The organism is Dyella sp. KRB-257 (assembly GCF_049445995.1).
GTDB lineage: Bacteria > Pseudomonadota > Gammaproteobacteria > Xanthomonadales > Rhodanobacteraceae > Dyella_A.
The window spans coordinates 241675-259123 of the sequence record NZ_JBMSDZ010000002.1 but is presented as its reverse complement, the minus strand read 5'-3'; the positions used below and the strand labels follow the sequence as shown (position 1 = coordinate 259123).

16 protein-coding genes are annotated in these 17449 nt (G+C 70.4%); 12 read left to right on the top strand and 4 right to left on the bottom strand.

Annotated elements, in window-relative coordinates; genetic code table 11:
* The first annotated feature begins 23 nt into the window (after positions 1–23).
* The 10 genes from lpxB to ACO2Q2_RS02675 all read left to right on the top strand — a co-directional run bounded on the left by lpxB (position 24) and on the right by ACO2Q2_RS02675 (position 11778).
* Positions 24–1232, top strand: a complete 1209-nt coding sequence (gene lpxB / locus ACO2Q2_RS02720; protein WP_423254222.1) for a lipid-A-disaccharide synthase — start codon at positions 24–26, stop codon at positions 1230–1232.
* Positions 1222–1839: a ribonuclease HII gene (gene rnhB / locus ACO2Q2_RS02715; RefSeq protein ID WP_423254221.1), complete on the top strand. Its 618-nt coding sequence runs from the start codon at positions 1222–1224 to the stop codon at positions 1837–1839. Before lpxB ends, rnhB begins: the two co-directional genes overlap by 11 nt.
* 311 nt (positions 1840–2150) lie before the next feature.
* A complete protein-coding gene (locus ACO2Q2_RS02710) occupies positions 2151–2348 on the top strand; it encodes a hypothetical protein (protein WP_423254220.1) in 198 nt (65 codons plus the stop codon).
* 146 nt (positions 2349–2494) lie between these two features.
* On the top strand, positions 2495–6073 hold the full coding sequence (gene dnaE, locus ACO2Q2_RS02705; protein WP_423254219.1) for a DNA polymerase III subunit alpha: 3579 nt from the start codon (positions 2495–2497) through the stop codon (positions 6071–6073).
* A 150-nt stretch (positions 6074–6223) separates the two neighbouring features.
* Positions 6224–7183 (top strand): acetyl-CoA carboxylase carboxyltransferase subunit alpha, encoded by a 960-nt coding sequence (locus tag ACO2Q2_RS02700; RefSeq protein ID WP_423254218.1) that lies wholly within the window; start codon positions 6224–6226, stop codon positions 7181–7183.
* Between the two features lie 37 nt (positions 7184–7220).
* Positions 7221–8417 carry a TlpA family protein disulfide reductase gene (locus ACO2Q2_RS02695; protein WP_423254217.1) on the top strand — a complete coding sequence of 399 codons (1197 nt, stop codon included), beginning with the start codon at positions 7221–7223 and terminating at the stop codon, positions 8415–8417.
* Between the two features lie 50 nt (positions 8418–8467).
* Positions 8468–9202 carry an NYN domain-containing protein gene (locus ACO2Q2_RS02690; protein WP_423254216.1) on the top strand — a complete coding sequence of 245 codons (735 nt, stop codon included), beginning with the start codon at positions 8468–8470 and terminating at the stop codon, positions 9200–9202.
* 25 nt (positions 9203–9227) lie between these two features.
* A complete protein-coding gene (gene tilS / locus ACO2Q2_RS02685) occupies positions 9228–10535 on the top strand; it encodes a tRNA lysidine(34) synthetase TilS (RefSeq protein ID WP_423254215.1) in 1308 nt (435 codons plus the stop codon).
* A gap of 111 nt (positions 10536–10646) precedes the next feature.
* Entirely contained in the window at positions 10647–10904 is a 258-nt protein-coding gene (locus ACO2Q2_RS02680) for an exodeoxyribonuclease VII small subunit (RefSeq protein ID WP_423254214.1), read from the top strand.
* A complete protein-coding gene (locus ACO2Q2_RS02675; protein ID WP_423254213.1) occupies positions 10888–11778 on the top strand; it encodes a polyprenyl synthetase family protein in 891 nt (296 codons plus the stop codon). The genes ACO2Q2_RS02680 and ACO2Q2_RS02675 overlap by 17 nt, the downstream gene beginning before the upstream one ends.
* 47 nt (positions 11779–11825) lie before the next feature.
* Here ACO2Q2_RS02675 and ACO2Q2_RS02670 read toward each other — a convergent pair whose 3' ends face one another.
* The 3 genes from ACO2Q2_RS02670 to pmbA all read right to left on the bottom strand — a co-directional run bounded on the left by ACO2Q2_RS02670 (position 11826) and on the right by pmbA (position 14203).
* Positions 11826–12185: a DUF805 domain-containing protein gene (locus ACO2Q2_RS02670; protein WP_423254212.1), complete on the bottom strand. Its 360-nt coding sequence runs from the start codon at positions 12183–12185 to the stop codon at positions 11826–11828.
* A 143-nt stretch (positions 12186–12328) separates the two neighbouring features.
* Positions 12329–12643, bottom strand: coding sequence for a DUF4870 domain-containing protein (locus ACO2Q2_RS02665; RefSeq protein ID WP_423254211.1), 315 nt, complete (start codon positions 12641–12643; stop codon positions 12329–12331).
* Positions 12644–12835: 192 nt separating this feature from the next.
* Positions 12836–14203 carry a metalloprotease PmbA gene (pmbA, locus tag ACO2Q2_RS02660; protein ID WP_423254210.1) on the bottom strand — a complete coding sequence of 456 codons (1368 nt, stop codon included), beginning with the start codon at positions 14201–14203 and terminating at the stop codon, positions 12836–12838.
* Between the two features lie 119 nt (positions 14204–14322).
* Between pmbA and ACO2Q2_RS02655 the strand changes: the two genes are divergently transcribed.
* A complete protein-coding gene (locus tag ACO2Q2_RS02655; protein WP_404630850.1) occupies positions 14323–14580 on the top strand; it encodes a DUF1653 domain-containing protein in 258 nt (85 codons plus the stop codon).
* Positions 14577–15164, top strand: coding sequence for a ribosome biogenesis factor YjgA (gene yjgA / locus ACO2Q2_RS02650; RefSeq protein ID WP_423254209.1), 588 nt, complete (start codon positions 14577–14579; stop codon positions 15162–15164). The genes ACO2Q2_RS02655 and yjgA overlap by 4 nt, the downstream gene beginning before the upstream one ends.
* 788 nt (positions 15165–15952) lie before the next feature.
* Here the strand turns inward: yjgA and tldD are convergent.
* Complete coding sequence (tldD, locus tag ACO2Q2_RS02645; protein ID WP_423254208.1) at positions 15953–17392, bottom strand: metalloprotease TldD; 1440 nt, start codon at positions 17390–17392, stop codon at positions 15953–15955.
* Between the last annotated feature and the right edge of the window lie 57 nt (positions 17393–17449).

Below are 17449 nucleotides of genomic sequence, written 5' to 3'. Positions count from 1 at the left end.
TTGCCTTGTCCGGAGACCGCCCGATGAATCAAACCATGCCAGGCAAGACCATCGCCGTCATCGCCGGCGAGGAATCCGGCGACCAGCTCGGCGGCGACCTGCTGGCCTCCCTGCGCCAGCGCTGCCCGCAAGCCCGCTTCGTCGGCATCGGCGGCAGGCGCATGCAGGCGCAGGGGCTTGAGAGCTGGTACGACATGGCCGAGCTGTCGCTGTTCGGACTGGCCGAGGTGCTGCGCCACCTGCCCCGCCTGCTCCGGCTGCGCAGGCAACTGACCGCGCGCCTGATCGCCGCGCGGCCGGACGTGGTGATCGGCATCGACGCGCCGGACTTCAACCTCGGCCTGGAACGCCGCCTGCGCGAGGCGGGCATCCGCACCGTGCACTACGTCAGCCCGTCGGTGTGGGCCTGGCGCGAGAAGCGTGCGGAAAAGATCGGCCGCAGCGCCGACCGCGTGCTGTGCCTGTTCCCGATGGAGCCGCCGATCTACGCCCGCCACGGCGTCGACGCGCGCTTCGTCGGCCACCCGCTGGCCGACCGCTTCCCGATGGTCGGCGATCGCACCGGCGCGCGCGACGCGCTCGGCCTGCCGCACGACGTGCCGGTGCTGGCGGTGCTGCCGGGCAGTCGCGGCTCGGAGATCGAGCGGCTGGGAGCGATCTTCCTCGACGCGGCGGCGCGGGTGGCGGCGGCCATCCCGGGGCTGCGCGTGGTGGTTCCGGCGGCGAATGCGCGCGTGCACGCTCGCATCGAGGCGTTGCTGGGTCGCAGCGGCCGCCAGTGGCCGGTACCGCCCCTGCTGGTCGACGGCCACGCGCACGAGGCGATGCTGGCCGCCGACGTGGTGCTGCTCGCCTCCGGCACCGCCACACTGGAAGCCATGCTGGCCAAGCGGCCGATGGTAGTCGGCTACCGCGTGTCACCGATCAGCTACCGCATCGCCCGGATCCTGCGCATGCTCACCACCGACATCTATTCGCTGCCCAACGTGCTGGCGCGTGCCAGCGGGCTGGACCATCCGCTGCCCGTCTCCGAACGCATGCAGGACGACTGCACCGCCGCCCATCTGGCCGACGACACGCTGGCGCTGTTCAACGACAGCGAGCGACGCGGGCGGATCGTGACTACCTTCGAGCAGTTGCACCGCGCGCTGCGGGTCGATCTGGACGGCCATGCGGGCGACGCGGCGGCCGATGCCGTGGCGGAATTGATGGAGCGTCATCGTGCGCAGTGATGCTTGGCACGAAGGCCTTGCAACCGGTTTTTTGGTCGCCGGGGTCGACGAAGCCGGCCGTGGTCCGCTGGCCGGGCCGGTGGTGGTGGCGGCGGTGATCCTCGATCCGGGCCGGCCCATCGCCGGCCTCGACGACTCGAAAAAACTCAGCGAGAAAAAGCGCGAGGCGCTGTACTCCCAGGTCATCGAGCGCGCGCTGGCGCACTGCGTGGTCGTGGTCGAGGCCGACGAGATCGATCGGCTCAACATCTTCCAGGCCACCATGGCCGGCATGAGCCACGCCGTGGCCGGCCTGTCGCCGGCCGCACACGAGGCGCTGGTCGACGGCAACCAACTGCCGCGCGATCTTCCCTGCGCCGGTCGCGCCATCGTCGGCGGCGACGCGCTGGAACCGGCGATCAGCGCGGCCTCGATCCTGGCCAAGGTCAGCCGCGACCGGCTGATGGTGGCGCTGGACGCGGCACATCCCGGCTACGGTTTCGCCGTGCACAAGGGCTACCCGACGCCCGCGCATCTCGATGCGCTGCAGCGGCTGGGGCCGTGCCGGCAACACCGGCGCAGCTTCGCCCCGGTGACGCGTGCGCTGGAGCAGATGGCGCTGTTCTGAGCCCTCCGATGGCGCATGGGGCCATGCATCGGCCGGACCATCGGGAGATCATGAATACCCGTCCGGAGGCACGTTCCGGCACCGCGAGGCCGGCATAAAATCGTGCTGTCGCCCGACCTTCCCCGTCTGGCGTGTCCGGGATGCCCCGCGCCAGCTTTTCGATGCCCGTCGCATCCATGACACCCGGGAAACCGCGGCGGCAGGCATGGCCCGCCGACCGCCGCCGCACGCACGGATGCCGTCCGGTCCGAAGCGCACGTCAGGACCGGGAAGTACCACCCTGCCGCGGAGACCCCGCCTGGAGTCGCGCCATGAAACCGCACCTGCCCCGTCCACGCATCACGCCGGACATGCCGGCCGTCGTGCTCTCCACCGAAACCCGTGGCACCGCCAACGCGACCACGCCGGCGCTGCACCAGCACCGCGACTACGATGGCCGCGACCTCGACATCGGCCCGCCCGATCACCTGGACTGCATCGAGAACAGCGAGCGCTTCGCCATCCACTGAGCGGCCGCGACCACGCGCCGGCCACGGGCCACGCAGCCCGCAGCGTCCTGGCCCGGCCCGTTGGCACGGCCGGTCGGCCCACGATGTCAATTCTTGCCGCCCCGCAGGGCCGCGGCTAGGCTGGGCGACCAACTCGCGCGTGCACCATGTCCGCCCGCTACGTTCACCTGCACCTGCACAGCGAATATTCGCTGGTCGACTCGACCATCCGCATCAAGGCGCTGGTCGACGGCTGCGTGCGCGCCGGCATGCCGGCGGTGGCGCTGACCGACGACAGCAACATGTTCGCGCTGGTGAAGTTCTACAAGGCGTGCAACGCGGCCGGGATCAAGCCGATCGGCGGCTGCGACCTGTGGGTCAGCGCGCCTGACGACCCGCGCCCGTGGCGACTCACCGTGCTATGCCAGAACCGGTCCGGCTACCTGAACCTCTCGCGGATGGTGTCGCGCGCCTGGCGCGACGGCCAGCACGGCGGCAAGGCGATGGTCGACGCGCTGTGGCTCACGCCGGACGCCACCGACGGCCTGATCGCCCTGCTCGGTCGCGACAGCGAGATCGGCCGCGTCGCGGTGAACCGGGGCATCGAGGCGGCCGCGGCGCGCCTGCGCCCGCTGCTGCGCCTGTTCCCGGACCGGCTCTACCTGGAGCTCACCCGCTGCGGCCGCGACGGCGAGGAAACCTGGAACACCGCCGCGCTGGCACTGGCCACCGAGCTCAACCTGCCGGTGATCGCCAGCAACGACGTGCGCTTCCTCAAGCAGGAGGATTTCGAGGCGCACGAGGCGCGCGTGTGCATCAACCAGGGCCGCGTGCTGGCCGATCCCAAGCGCCCGCACGACTACGCCGACCAGCAGTACCTGAAGTCGCCCGAGGAGATGCAGGCGCTGTTCGCCGACCTGCCCGAGGCGCTGGAAAACACCGTCGAACTGGCCAAGCGCTGCAACCTCGAGCTGCAGTTCGGCACCTACTACCTGCCCGACTTCCCGGTGCCGGACGGCCACGACCTGGCCAGCTACATCCGCGAGCTGTCGCGCCGGGGCCTGAAGGAGCGCCTGGCCGCCGCGCCGCTGGCGCCGGGCAAGACGCCGGCCGACTACGAGGAGCGGCTGGAGCGCGAGCTCGACGTCATCATCGAGATGGGCTTCCCCGGCTACTTCCTGATCGTGGCCGACTTCATCAACTGGGCCAAGCAGAACGGCATCCCGGTCGGCCCCGGCCGCGGCTCGGGCGCCGGCTCGCTGGTCGCCTGGGTGCTGAAGATCACCGACCTCGACCCGCTGCAGTTCGACCTGCTGTTCGAGCGCTTCCTCAACCCCGAACGCGTGTCGATGCCCGACTTCGACATCGACTTCTGCATGGATCGCCGCGACGAGGTGATCGACTACGTGTCGCGCAAGTACGGCCGCGACCACGTCAGCCAGATCATCACCTACGGCTCGATGGCGGCCAAGGCGGTGCTGCGCGACTCCGGCCGCGTGCTCGGCATGGGCTACAACGCGGTCGACCGGATCGCCAAGCTGATCCCGCCGCGCCCGCTCGACCTCACGCTGTCCGACGCGCTCGGCCGCAGCGAGAAATCGAAGAAGGAGCCCGAGCGCGTCGTCAGGGAATTCTGCGAGCTGTACGAGCAGGACGAAGACGAGGCGCGGCCGCTGATCGACCTGGCGCTGAAGCTGGAAAACCTCACCCGCAACGCCGGCAAGCACGCCGGCGGCGTGGTGATCGCGCCGACCCCACTGACCGATTTCGCCCCGCTGTATTCGGAGCCGGGCGGCGGCGGCGTGGTCACCCAGTACGACAAGGACGACGTCGAGGCCGTCGGCCTGGTGAAGTTCGACTTCCTCGGCCTGCGCACGCTGACCATCATCGACTGGGCGGTGAAGGCGATCAACGCGCGCCGTGTCGCGGCCGGCGAGGAGCCGTTGGATATTTCCAAGCTGCCGCTGGACGACCCGGCGCCGTACGAGCTGCTGAAGAAGGCGCAGACCGTCGCCGTGTTCCAGCTCGAATCCTCCGGCATGCAGCGCATGCTGAAAGACGCCAGGCCCGACCGCTTCGAGGACATCATCGCGCTGGTGGCGCTGTACCGCCCCGGCCCGATGGACCTGATCCCCGACTTCGTGGCGCGCAAGCACGGTCGTCAGGACGTGGAATATCCGGACCCGCGCGTCGAGCCGATCCTGAAAGAGACCTACGGCATCATGGTCTACCAGGAGCAGGTGATGCAGATGGCGCAGATCGTCGGCGGCTACTCGCTCGGCGGCGCCGACCTGCTGCGCCGCGCGATGGGCAAGAAGAAGCTCGAGGAGATGGCCAAGGAGCGCGCCAAGTTCCGCGAGGGCGCCGCCAGGGACGGGCTGTCGGCCGAAAAGGCCGACCAGATCTTCGACCTGATGGAGAAGTTCGCCGGCTACGGCTTCAACAAGTCGCACGCGGCCGCCTACGCGCTGGTGTCCTACCAGACCGCCTGGCTGAAGGCGCACTACCCGGCCGAGTTCATGGCCGCGACGATCTCCTCGGACATGGACAACACCGACAAAGTGGTGACCTTCCTGACCGAGTCGCGCGCCATCGGCATCACCGTGCTGCCGCCGGACGTGAACGCCTCGGAGTTCATGTTCGTGGCAACTGAGCCGGACGCACCCTCCGCGTCCGGACGCCAAGGCGCCCGGACGATCCAGTACGGCCTGGGCGCGATCAAGGGCGTGGGCCAGGGCGCGTGCGAGGCGATCGTCGCCGAGCGCACCCGGCACGGCCCGTACGCCGACCTGGCCGACTTCTGCCGCCGCGTCGATCCCACCAAGCTCAACCGGCGCGTGCTCGAGGCGCTGATCCACTCCGGCGCACTCGACGCGCTCGCCCCCACCCGTGCCAGCCTGATGCTGCAGCTACCCGATGCGATCAAGGCCGCCGAGCAGCACCTGCGCGACAGGCAGTCCGGCCAGAACGACATGTTCGGCGCGGCGATGGGCGCGGTGACGCCGGTGGTGCAGATCGACCTGCCCACCGCGCCGGAGTGGTCGCTGGAAGACCGGCTCAAGGGCGAGCGCGACACGCTGGGCCACTATCTCTCCGGCCATCCCACCGACCCGTGGAAGGACGAGCTGGCGCAGCTCTCCACCTGCCCGCTCGGCGAGATCCTCGACCGCTACCAGCCGCCCCGGCCGCGCAAGAACGACGACGGCGAGGCCAACCGCTTCCGCCGCGGCCCGGACACGCCGTGGACCGTCGCCGGCATGGTCACCGCCGTGCGCAAGCGCGGCGACTCCGACGCCTTCGTGCGGCTGGAAGACGGCACCGGCAGCATCGAGGTGAGCTTCTTCGGCGAGTTGTTCCAGCAGGTGTCACCGCTGCTGGTGCGTGACGAAATCCTGATCGTCGAGGGCGGCCTGCGCATCGACGATTTCTCCGGTGGCGGTTTCCAAGTGCGCGCACGCAGCGCGATGACCCTGGCCGACGCCTGCCGCCGGCATGCCCGGCTGCTGCGGCTGAAGCTCAATGGCATCACGCCGGACTTTCCCGCCCAGTTGCAGCGCGCCCTGGCCGCTTTCCGCGGCGGGCGCGCCAGCGTGGTGCTGCACGGCTACCACAACCGCGACGCCCAGGCCGATCTGGAACTGGGCGACGCCTGGCGGGTGGAAGCCATCCCCGACCTACTGCGCGCCGTGCGCGCCCTGCCCGGTGTGGAAGCCGCACGCCTGCGCATCGTCAAAAGCCAGGAGTAGGAGCGCACCCTGTGCGCGAATGCTTTTGCTCCTGATCGACATCAAAGCCAGAAGCATTCGCGCACAGGGTGCGCTCCTACATACGGCGGCGTTCTCGCGTTTTTCCGCGCCCCGCTATACTGACCCGCTTACTGTCCTGAACCTCACCGAATGAACCCGAACTTCCTCGATTTCGAACAACCCATCGCCGAACTGGAAGCGAAAATCGACGAGCTTCGCCACGCCAGCGACGGCCAGGCGTTCAATATCGACGATGAGGTACGCCGCCTGCGCGAGAAGCTCAAGGTCAAGACCGCCGAGATCTTCCGCAACCTCAATTCCTGGCAGATCACCCAGCTCTCACGCCACCCCGGCCGCCCGTACACGCTCGACTACATCGGCGCGATCTGCGAAGAATTCCACGAGCTGGCCGGCGACCGCGCGTTCGCCGACGACGCCGCCATCGTGGGCGGCCTGGGCCGCATCAACGGCCGCCCGGTGATGATCATCGGGCACCAGAAGGCGCGCGACACCAAGGGCAAGGTGCGCCGCAACTTCGGCATGCCGCGCCCGGAGGGTTACCGCAAGGCGCTGCGCCTGATGAAGCTGGCCGAGCGCTTCGGCCTGCCCGTGCTCACCTTCATCGACACCCCCGGCGCCTACCCCGGCGTGGGCGCCGAGGAGCGCGGCCAGAGCGAGGCGATCGCCCGCAACCTGCTGGAGATGGCCCAATTGAAGGTGCCGGTGATCTGCACGGTGATCGGTGAGGGCGGCTCCGGCGGCGCGCTGGCGATCGGCGTGGGCGACCGCACCATCATGCTGCAGTACTCGATCTACTCGGTGATCTCGCCCGAGGGCTGCGCCTCGATCCTGTGGAAGAGTCAGGACAAGGTGCGCGACGCCGCCGACGCGATGGGCGTCACCGCCCCGCGCCTGCTCGAACTGGGCCTGATCGACAAGGTGGTGCGCGAGCCGCTGGGCGGCGCGCACCGCAATCCGCATTCGATGGCGATCCGCCTCAAGGCGGTGCTGCTCAACGAGCTGGACCGGCTCCAGGCAATGGACGTCGGCGACCTGCTGACCCAGCGCTACCAGCGCCTGCGCGGCTACGGCGCCTACGCCGAGGGCTGAGAGGCTGAGAAAAATTCGCCCCACGATGAGGACCGCCATGCTTCGCATCGCTTTTGCCGCAGCGCTGGCGCTGCTTGCGCCCATCGCCAGCGCTGCCGACACGCCGCCGATCACCACGCCCGAAGCGCTGGCCCGTTACCTGCGCGACACGCCGATCGAACGTTCGCCGCTGGGCGCGCTCTCGCCGGGCGCACGCAAGCGCTTCCTGGCGAGCCTGCGCTTCGGCGACCGCGGCCTCGGCGGTTTCGCCACCGATGACCTCGACCAGACGCTGACCCACGCCCAGACCGAGGCGGTGCTGGCGCTGTTTGGCGCCCAGGCCTACGGCGATGGCCTGGGCCTGCCGCCGGCGTCCTACGCTCGACGCCAGGCCGAACGCCGCGCCGATGCGGCGCGTCGCGGTTGCGCGGTCGCGCGCTGTCCGGAGAGCGCCATCGAACAGCGCTACGACACGCTGGTGCTGGCCGATCGTCCCGGTCCGGACGCGGCCAGCCACGCCGCCATTGCCGCCGACTACACGCGGCTGTTCGCCGGCGATCTCGCGCCTGCGGCGCTGGAACGCGCCAGCGCCCCGGATCTGCGCCTGCTGGCCCGCGCGGCACGTGTCGCGCTGGAGGCCGATCCCGACGGTCGCGCCGCCGACGACCTCGCCCGCGTGCTGGAGGTCATGCAATCGCGTGGCATGGTCGGCGACGCGGACTTCCTGCCGCTGTATCGTGCGCGTGTCACCACGCGCCATTTCGACGCCGCGCAGCGACTCGCGCAGGCCCATCCGGGTATGGCGGTGAGCGTGCTGCCTGCACTGGAGAATCCGCCGGCTGCTCCGACTGAACCGACCGCGCTGACCGTCTCGGCCGACGGCCGGCACATGACGCGCGAGAGCATCGACCTCGACGCGCCGCTGCGCATCGTGGTGGTCGCGGCCTGCCACTTTTCCGAAGACGCCGTCCGCGCCATCGCGGCCGATCCGCGGCTCGACGCGCTGTTCCACCAGCACGCCGTGTGGCTGGCCGCGGACGCCACGCCGCCGGACGATGCCGCGGCGTGGAACCACGCGTTCCCCGGCCAGCCGATCCACATTGCGTGGCGTGACCGCGAGTGGTCGATGCTCGAGTCCTGGGCCATGCCGACCTACTACGTGTTCCGCCACGGCCGCGAGGTGGCACGCTGGAGCGGCTGGCTCGGACTGGACGCCCTGCGCGCCGAGCTGACCAAGGCCGGCGTGCCGTACTGACCGCCGGCTCTGCGATGATGCAGACCGCCTCGCACAAGGAACCCACCGCCATGGCCACCCCCAGTTCCGCCCGCCTCGCCGTCCTGATCGACGCCGACAACGCCCAGCCGTCCATCGTCGAGGGCCTGCTGGCCGAGATCGCCAAGTACGGCACCGCCCACGCCAAGCGCATCTACGGCGACTGGACCGGTTCGCACCTGAAGGGCTGGAAGGAGACCCTGCTCACCTACTCGATCCAGCCGATCCAGCAGTTCGGCTACACCCGCGGCAAGAACGCCACCGACTCGGCGATGATCATCGACGCGATGGACCTGCTCTACACCGGGCGCTTCGACGGCTTCTGCATCGTCTCCAGCGACAGCGACTTCACCCGGCTGGCCGCGCGCATCCGCGAGTCCGGGCTCACCGTCTACGGCTTCGGCGAGAAGAAGACGCCCGAGCCCTTCGTCGCCGCCTGCGACAAGTTCATCTACACCGAGCTGCTGGTGGAGAAGCCGGAGGACGAGACCCCGGCCAAGCGGCTGTCGCAGGCCCAGCTCAAGGGCGACGCACGGCTGGTCGGGCTGCTGCGCAACGCCATCGATGCGGTCTCCGACGACAGCGGCTGGGCGCACCTGGGCGCGATCGGTTCCAGCGTGGCCAAGCAGGCGCCGGAGTTCGACCCGCGCAACTACGGCTACCGCAAGCTCAGCGAGCTGGTCGACGCGATCGGGCTGTTCGAGATCGACCCGCGCGGCGACGGCGCGACCCGCACGCTGTACGTACGCGACAAGCGGCGCAAGTAACCTCACACCGCAGCGCCCCACGCCCGTGCACGCCACGCTCGACGACCACCTGACCGCGCACCTGGCCGACGCGCGGCCGCCCGCGCTGTGCGTGGCATTCAGCGGCGGCCCCGACTCCACCGCCCTGCTGCACGCGCTGGCAGGTCGCCCGCGCGAGCGGCCGCTGCGGGCACTGCACGTGGACCACGGCCTGCATGCGGACAGCGGCCGCTGGGCCGAGCACGCGCAGGCGTGCTGCCGGCAGTGGGACGTGCCATGCGAGGTGCTGCGGGTGCGCGTCGACCTCGATGCCGGGCTCGGCATCGAGGGCTCGGCGCGCCGCGCGCGCTACGACGCCCTCGCCGCCGCGCTGCACCCGGGCGAGTGGCTGCTCACCGCGCACCATCGCGACGACCAGGTCGAAACCGTGCTGCTGAAGCTGCTGCGCGGCGCCGGCCCGGAGGGTCTGGGCGGCATGCGCGAGCAGCGGCCGCTCGGCGCCGGCACGCTGTGGCGACCGCTGCTGGCGCTGCCGCGCGCCGCCCTGCTCGACCACGTGCGCACGCACGCGCTGGCCTGCCTGGACGACCCGGCCAACGCCGACCCGCGCCTGGCCCGGCACGCCCTGCGCCACGAGGTGCTGCCGCGGCTGGCCACGCACTGGCCGCACGCGGCCGATTCGATCATCCGCAGCGCCGCGCTGTGCCGCGACGCTGCCGACGCGCTGCGCGCGCAGTGGCAACCGGCGTTCGACGCCCTGCACGATCCGGCCAGCGGCAGCCTCGACGCCGCGGTCTGGCGCGCGCTGGCCCCCGGCCTGCGCGAGCCATTGCTTGACCACTGGCTGCACGGCCGCGGCCTGCGCGCGCCCACCGGTGCCCAGCGCGCGCAGATCCTGCGCCAGCTCGACGCCCGCGAGGGCCGGGTACCGTGCATCCGCTGGCCCGGCGTCGCCCTGCACGTCTGGCGCGGCCGGCTCTGGGCCGTGCCGACGCCCGCGCCCTCGCTGCCGCTCGACTGGCAGGCCACCTGGCACGGCGGCACACTGGCCCTGCCCGACGGCGGCACGCTCACCCTCGACGGCACGCTGGCCGCCCCGCTCACCGTGCGCCTGCGCCGCGGCGGCGAACGCCTGCGCCCGGCCGGCGACCGCCACACCCGCGAACTGCGCGACCTGTTCCAGACCGGCGCCATGCCGCCGTGGCTGCGCCCGGCCTGCCCGTTGCTCTACGAGGACGACACCCTGATCGCCGTCGCCGACCGCTGGCTCAGCGATCGCGGCGTGGCGTTGTTGGGCGCACCGGGCGAGCGGCTGCGCTGGCAACCGGGGCGAGGAGTGAGGAGTGAGGAGTGAGAGAAAGCACGAGCGATGCGCGCGGCGGCAGCTGCTCTCTCTCACTCCTCACTCCTCGCTCTAGCCGCTTTCCATTGCTTCAGCGCCCCCGCTGCGTTAGCGTTCCCGGCCATGGCCAAGACCGTTCCCGCCCCTGTCGATACCGCGCCAGCCGCCGACTTCGAGCATTCGCTCGACGAGCTCGAGCAGCTGGTGGCGAAGATGGAGGGCGGCGAGCTGAGCCTGGACGATTCGCTGGCCTCCTTCGAGCGCGGCATCGGCCTGTACCGCCACTGCCAGCAGGCGCTGGAAAAGGCCGACCTGCGCGTGCGCCTGCTGCTCGATCCCGACGCCCCCGAGAGCGCCGAACCGTTTGAACCCGAACTCTGAGCTTGGCTCCGCGCTGCAGGCGCTGATCGACCGTGCCGACCGCGCCCTCGCTGCCGCCCTGCCCGCCGCCAACGTCCCGCCCACCGACCTGCACCGCGCCATGCGCTACGCGGTGCTCGGCGGCGGCAAGCGGCTGCGCCCGCTGCTGGTCTACGCGACCGGCCACGCATTGGGCCGCAACGACGCCGCGCTCGACATGCCCGCCTGCGCGGTGGAACTGATCCACGCCTACTCGCTGGTGCACGACGACCTGCCGGCGATGGACGACGACGCCCTGCGCCGCGGCCGCCCCACCTGCCACATCGCATTCGGCGAGGCGATGGCGATCCTGGCCGGCGACGCGCTGCAGGCGCTGGCCTTCGAACTGCTGGCGCAGGCGCCGGTGGAGCCGGCCACCGGCATGGCGATGCAGCGCGCACTCGGCCGCGCCTGCGGCGCCGAGGGCATGGCCGGCGGCCAGGCGCTGGATCTGGCCGCGGTGGGCCGCAGCCTGTCGCTGAACGAGCTGGAGCACATGCACGCCTGCAAGACCGGCGCGCTGATCCGCGCCTCGGTGCAGCTCGGCGCGATGACCGCCGGCGCGGACACCGCGACTGTGGATGCGCTGGACCATTACGCCCACGCCGTCGGCCTGGCCTTCCAGGTGCGCGACGACATCCTCGACGTCGAGGGCGAATCGGCGGTGATCGGCAAGACCGCCGGCAAGGACGCCGCCGCCGACAAGCCCACCTTCCCATCGATCCTGGGCCTGGACGCCTCGCGCGCCCGGCTGGTCCAGCTCACCGACGAGGCGCTCGCCGCCATCTCCATGCTGGAGTCGCGTAGCGAGCTGCTGATCGAACTTGCGCGCTACGCGGCCGGTCGCCAGCACTGAAAAGGGCGGCTTGCGCCGCCCTTTCCACCGCTGCGAAGCCCTTCGGCTCAGCCTGCCTGCTTGGGATCCGGACCGTACTGGTTGGAGCCCTGGGTACCCTCGAGCACCATCAGCACCAGCAGCCAGATCGCGCCGATCAGCGGGATCAGGCTGATCAGGATCCACCAGCCCGATCGATCGGTGTCATGCAGTCGGCGCACCGTCACGGCGATGCCCGGCAACAGCACCGCCAGCGAATACAACGAACCCAGCATCCGCAGATGGATGATCACCCCGATGACGCCCACCACGATGGCGGCAAGGATGTTCACCAGGGTAAACATCCAGTACTCCTGGCGTCTTGCGCGGCCTTCGAAATCGACGTAGTGATCCTTGATGCACGACACGTACCAGTCGAAAAATCCCATCTCTGTCTCCCCTTTTCCGATATGTCGGCCAGTCCCGGTGGCGCTGGCCCCTGACCGGTGTGCGGACCCCGTTCGCTGGTGTCCCCACACACCGCACCGTGGATTCTGGCAGGTTCTCTCACGCCGCTGCCTTGCAGCGGGGGTCACTTGATCAGACGCAGCGCGAACGGGTAGCGGTAGGTCACGCCCTCATTCGCCTTGATCGCCGCCATGACGATGAGCACGATCCACACGATGGCCAGCGCCCACAGCAGCACCAAGCCGATCAGCACGAACACCAGGATCCAGCAGATCGCACCGGCGATCATCACGGTGATGTTGAAGTTCAGGGCCTCCTTCGCTTGATCGGCGACGAAAGGCATGGTGTCCTTCTTCACCAGCCAGATCACCAGCGGCCCCAGAAAGCAGGCCCAGCCAGCGGTAATCAGCCCAAGCAGCGCGGACAGGTGGGCGAACATCGCCCACTAGCGCTCTTCGGCGGTCGGTGTACCGGCGCTCGGTGCTTCGCCGTGCGGCGGCGGCGGGGGAACGACGTCATCGGGAGAAACACTCATGGCCAAACCCTCGGCAGTGGTGGCAGACCGCCACGGCGTGGCGATTTGCCGCAGATGCTACCGCGGGCGCAGGCTCTTGCGCAGGGGGCGGATGGCCTATTCGCCGGCCACCGTCATGCGATCGAGCAGGATCGATCCGGTGAGGATGTGCGAGCGTGAGTCCACGTCGGTGCCCACCGCCCGGATTCCGCGGAACATGTCGCGCAGGTTGGCGGCGATGGTGATCCCCTCCACCGGGTAGGCGATCTGCCCGTTCTCCACCCAGAAGCCCGCCGCGCCGCGCGAGTAGTCGCCGGTGGTGGTGCTCACGCCCTGCCCCATCCCCTCGGTGACCAGCAGGCCGGTGCCCAGGCGCGCGAGCATGCCGACGAAGTCGCTGCGCTCGCCGTCGACGCTGCCGGCGTCGACGATGAGGTTGTGGATGCCGCCCGCGTTGGCCGTGGTGACCAGGCCGAGCTTGCGCGCGGAATAGCTGCCGAGCACATAGCGCGCCAGCACGCCGCCTTCCACCAGTGCGCTGTCGCGGGTCGCCACGCCCTCGGCGTCGAACGCACCGGACGCCTGGCCGCCGCGCAGGTGCGGCCGCTCGACGATCTGCATCCACGCCGGCATCACCGGCTGGCCCACGTGGTCGAGCAGGAAGCTGGCGCGGCGATACAGCGCGCCGCCGCTCACCGCGCCCACCAGATGGCCGATCAGCCCGCGCGCCAGCTCCGGCGCGAACAGCACCGGGCACTGCCGCGTCGACAGGCTGCGCGCGCCCAGCCGCGCCAGCGTGCGCTCGGCGGCCTTGTCGCCCAGCGCCTTTGCGTCCATGAACTTCGCCGCGTCGCGCACGCTGTCGTACCAGTAGTCGCGCTGCATGCCGGCCTCGTCGCCGGCGATCAGCGACAGCGAGATCGAATGCCGCGTGCCGCGCTCGCGGCCGACGAAGCCGTGCGAGTTGGCGTACACCGACAGGCTCTCGCCCATCTGCACGCCGGCGCCGTCGGAGTTGTCGATGCCCGCATGCGCGCGGCCGGTGTCCTCGATGCGCTGGCCCAGCGCGATGGCGCCGGCGGTGTCGATCGCCCACGGATGCCACAGGTCCAGATCGGGAAAGTCGGTAGCCATCAGCGCCGCGTCGGCGAGGCCGGCGGCCGGGTCTTCCTCGGTGTAGCGGGCGATCGCGCAGGCCTGGTCGAGGGTGGCCTGGATCGAATCGGGGCTCAGGTCCGCCGTGCTGGCCGAGCCCTTGCGCTGGCCGAAGTACACGGTGAGGCCGAAGCCGCGGTCGCGCGTGTGCTCCACCGTCTCCACCTCGCCCAGGCGCACGTTCACGTTGAGCCCGGTGTCGATGCTGGCGGCCACCTCGGCCTGGCTGGCGCCGGCGGCGCGGGCGCGGTGGATCACGTCCTCGGCCAGGCTGGCCAGGCGGTCCAGTTCTTCGGCGCTGCGGTCGGGCTGGAGGGCGATCTCGCTCACGTGGGATTCCTGCAAGGGGGCGGGTAGAATGGACGACCCTCGCCGTCCGAACCCCCACAGATGGGGTCGCACGGACCGGTTGAAAAGAGCGCGCCAGTCTGGCCGCTGCGGAGAGTCCCATGCAACCTGCCGCCGGCATCTATCGCCACTACAAGGGTCAGCGCTACCGCGTGCTGGGCACCGCGCACCACAGCGAGACCATGGAACCGCTGGTGGTGTACCAGGCGCTGTACGGCGAGCACGGCCTGTGGGTGCGCCCGGCGGCCATGTTCTGCGAAACGGTGGAGCTGGAGGGCGAGCCGATCCCGCGCTTTGCGCTGGAGCAGGCCGACAGCGACGACACCCTTGCCCATCCATCCACCGGAACCCCCTCGTGAGCCCCAGCCGCAGCCGTAACCAGCACGAGCTGGACGACACCGAATACGGTCCCAGCCGCACCCGGCAGCGTCGCGACGCGCTGGCCGTGCTCGCCTTCGCCACCCAGCTGGTGGAAATGCAGCCGGCCAGGCTCGCCCGGATCGAGCTGCCCGACGACGTGCGCAACGAGATCGCCAACGTGCGCCGGATCACCGCGCACATCGCGCGCAAGCGCCAGCTCGGCTTCCTCGCCAAGGTGATGCGTCGCTACGACGACGAGGCCTTCGCCGCCGCCCGTGCCGCGCTCGGCGTGAACCGCGACAAGCTGCGCCAGGAGACCGCCGCCATGCATCGCATGGAGGCGCTGCGCGAGCGCCTCATCGCCGAAGAAACCTCCGACGACGCGCTGGCCGAGCTCATCGCCCGCCAGAGCGACCTCGACCGCCAGCACCTGCGCTCGCTGATCCGCCAGGCGCGCGCCGAGAAGGCCACGCCGAACAAGCCGCCGCGCGCCTATCGCGAGATCTTCCAGCTGCTGAAGGAGCTGGAATCCGAGGCTGCGCACGAGGCCTCCACCGACGCAGCGGATAACACACAAGCCTGAGCGGCGCGGGCTTCCGGGGCGGCACGGCCCCATCCTCGACGCCGCACACCGACTCCCTTTCCCTCGGGGGGAGAGGGAGCACGGCAGGCAGTGCTTGCATCCATGCACATCGCCGCAAACTGACTCCCTTTCCCCGGCGGGGAGAGGGAGCACGGCGGGTGGCACCTGCATCCGGAGCGAGGCCGCCACGGTGATTCAGGGCACCTGCGCGTCCGCGTGCAGAGCTTCGATCGGCGGGCAATGCAGGTCGCCAGCATGGCGATCGCACGCCTGCAGCAGGCCAGCCGGGGCCTGCTCCATCCTGACTCCGTGCCTGACTACGGACTTACCGTAGTCTCCCGACCCACCCTGCGCCACGCTCGCCGATGAGGCACAGGCATGCGCGGCATCCCAGTCGGCGCCGCCAGCGCCCGTGATGCACTGCAAACGAGGAAACATGCGATGCCCCAGCTCCATCGTTGGGCCGACAAGGCCGGTTTTGCGGGCAGCCTGCTCTCGGCGGCGGCGTGCCCTGTCCGCCGATCCAGCACGACGGCGGCGCCTGCTGTGGCTGAGTGCTGCGGATGGCGCAGTCGCTTCTGCGCGGCAGTACGCGGCGCAAGCGGCCCTTATCCGCATCGCCTGTGGATCGGCCCCATGAACCATCCGGCCCGTTCGTCCCGGGCGAAGCGCACGCGGGAAGTGACCAGGGATGGCCACGGCCTTGGGGAGCTTGGCAGTCGAAGGACCCGGCCGTGCGACTTTGCCGGTGCCATGACCGCGTGCGCCTGCCTGCCGTCACGCGGCGATCAGGACGCCGTGCCGCCCACCGTCATCGCATCGATGCGCAGGGTCGGCTGGCCCACGCCCACCGGCACGCTCTGGCCATCCTTGCCGCACACGCCCACGCCCTCGTCCAGCGCCATGTCGTTGCCGATCATCGAGACGCGGTGCAGCACCTCGGGGCCGGAACCGATCAGGGTGGCGCCCTTCACCGGCGCGGTGATCCTGCCGTCCTCGATCAGGTAGGCCTCGCTGGCGGAGAAGGTGAACTTGCCGTTGGTGATGTCCACCTGGCCGCCGCCGAAGTTGGGCGCGTACAGGCCCTTCTTCACCGAGCGGATGATCTCGGCCGGGTCCATGCTGCCGCCGCGCATGTAGGTGTTGGTCATGCGCGGCATCGGCAGCTGGGTGAACGATTCGCGGCGGCCGTTGCCGGTGGGCTGCATGCCCATCAGGCGGGCGTTGAGCTTGTCCTGCATGTAGCCGACCAGGATGCCGTCCTCGATCAGCGTGGTGCATTCGGTCGACGTGCCCTCGTCGTCGATGCTGAGCGAGCCGCGGCGGCCCGGCAGCGTGCCGTCGTCGACCACGGTGACGCCCCTGGCCGCGACGCGCTGGCCGATGCGGCCGGCGAAGGCGGAGCTGCCCTTGCGGTTGAAGTCGCCCTCCAGGCCGTGGCCGATCGCCTCGTGCAGCAGCACGCCGGGCCAGCCCGGGCCGAGCACCACGGTCATCTGGCCGGCCGGGGCGTCGATCGACTCCAGGTTCACCAACGCCTGGCGCACCGCCTCGTCGGCAAAGCCGAGCGCGCGGCCGTTGGCGATCAGCTCGCCGTAGCTGTAGCGGCCGCCGCCGCCGGCATAGCCCTGCTCGCGGCGGCCGTTGGCCTCGGCGATCACCTGCACGTTGATGCGTACCAGCGGGCGCACATCGGCGGCCAGCGTGCCGTCGGAGGCGGCGATGAGGATGGTGTCCAGTGTGGCGGCGAGGCTGACGATCACCTGGGTGATGCGCGGGTCGCGCGAGCGCGCGTAGGCGTCCACTTCGCGCAGCAGCGCGATCTTGTCCGGATTGGGCAGGCTCTCGACCGGGTCGATCGCCGGATACAGCGCGCGCGCGTTGCCCAGCGCCAGCGGCTTGCCGGCGCCGCGGCCGTCCTGCGCGATGGCGCGCGCGGCCCGGGAGGCTTCCAGCAGCTGCGGCAGCACGATCTCGTCGGAATAGGCGAAGCCGGTCTTCTCGCCGCTGATCGCGCGCACGCCCACGCCCTGCTCGATAGAGTGGCTGCCGTCCTTGACGATGCCCTCCTCCAGCGTCCACGACTCGCTGCGCGAGTGCTGGAAATACAGGTCCGCGGCGTCGATCGACGGCGCCATCAGCTGGGTGAACACGCGATCCAGATCGCCGGTGGCGAGGCCGCCGGGCATGAGCAGGCGCTGCTGGACTTGGTCGAGAAGAGAGGGCATGGGCACATCGTCGGGGGGAAACAGACGAGATAAGGCCTGAGCGTGGGCTTTCAACGC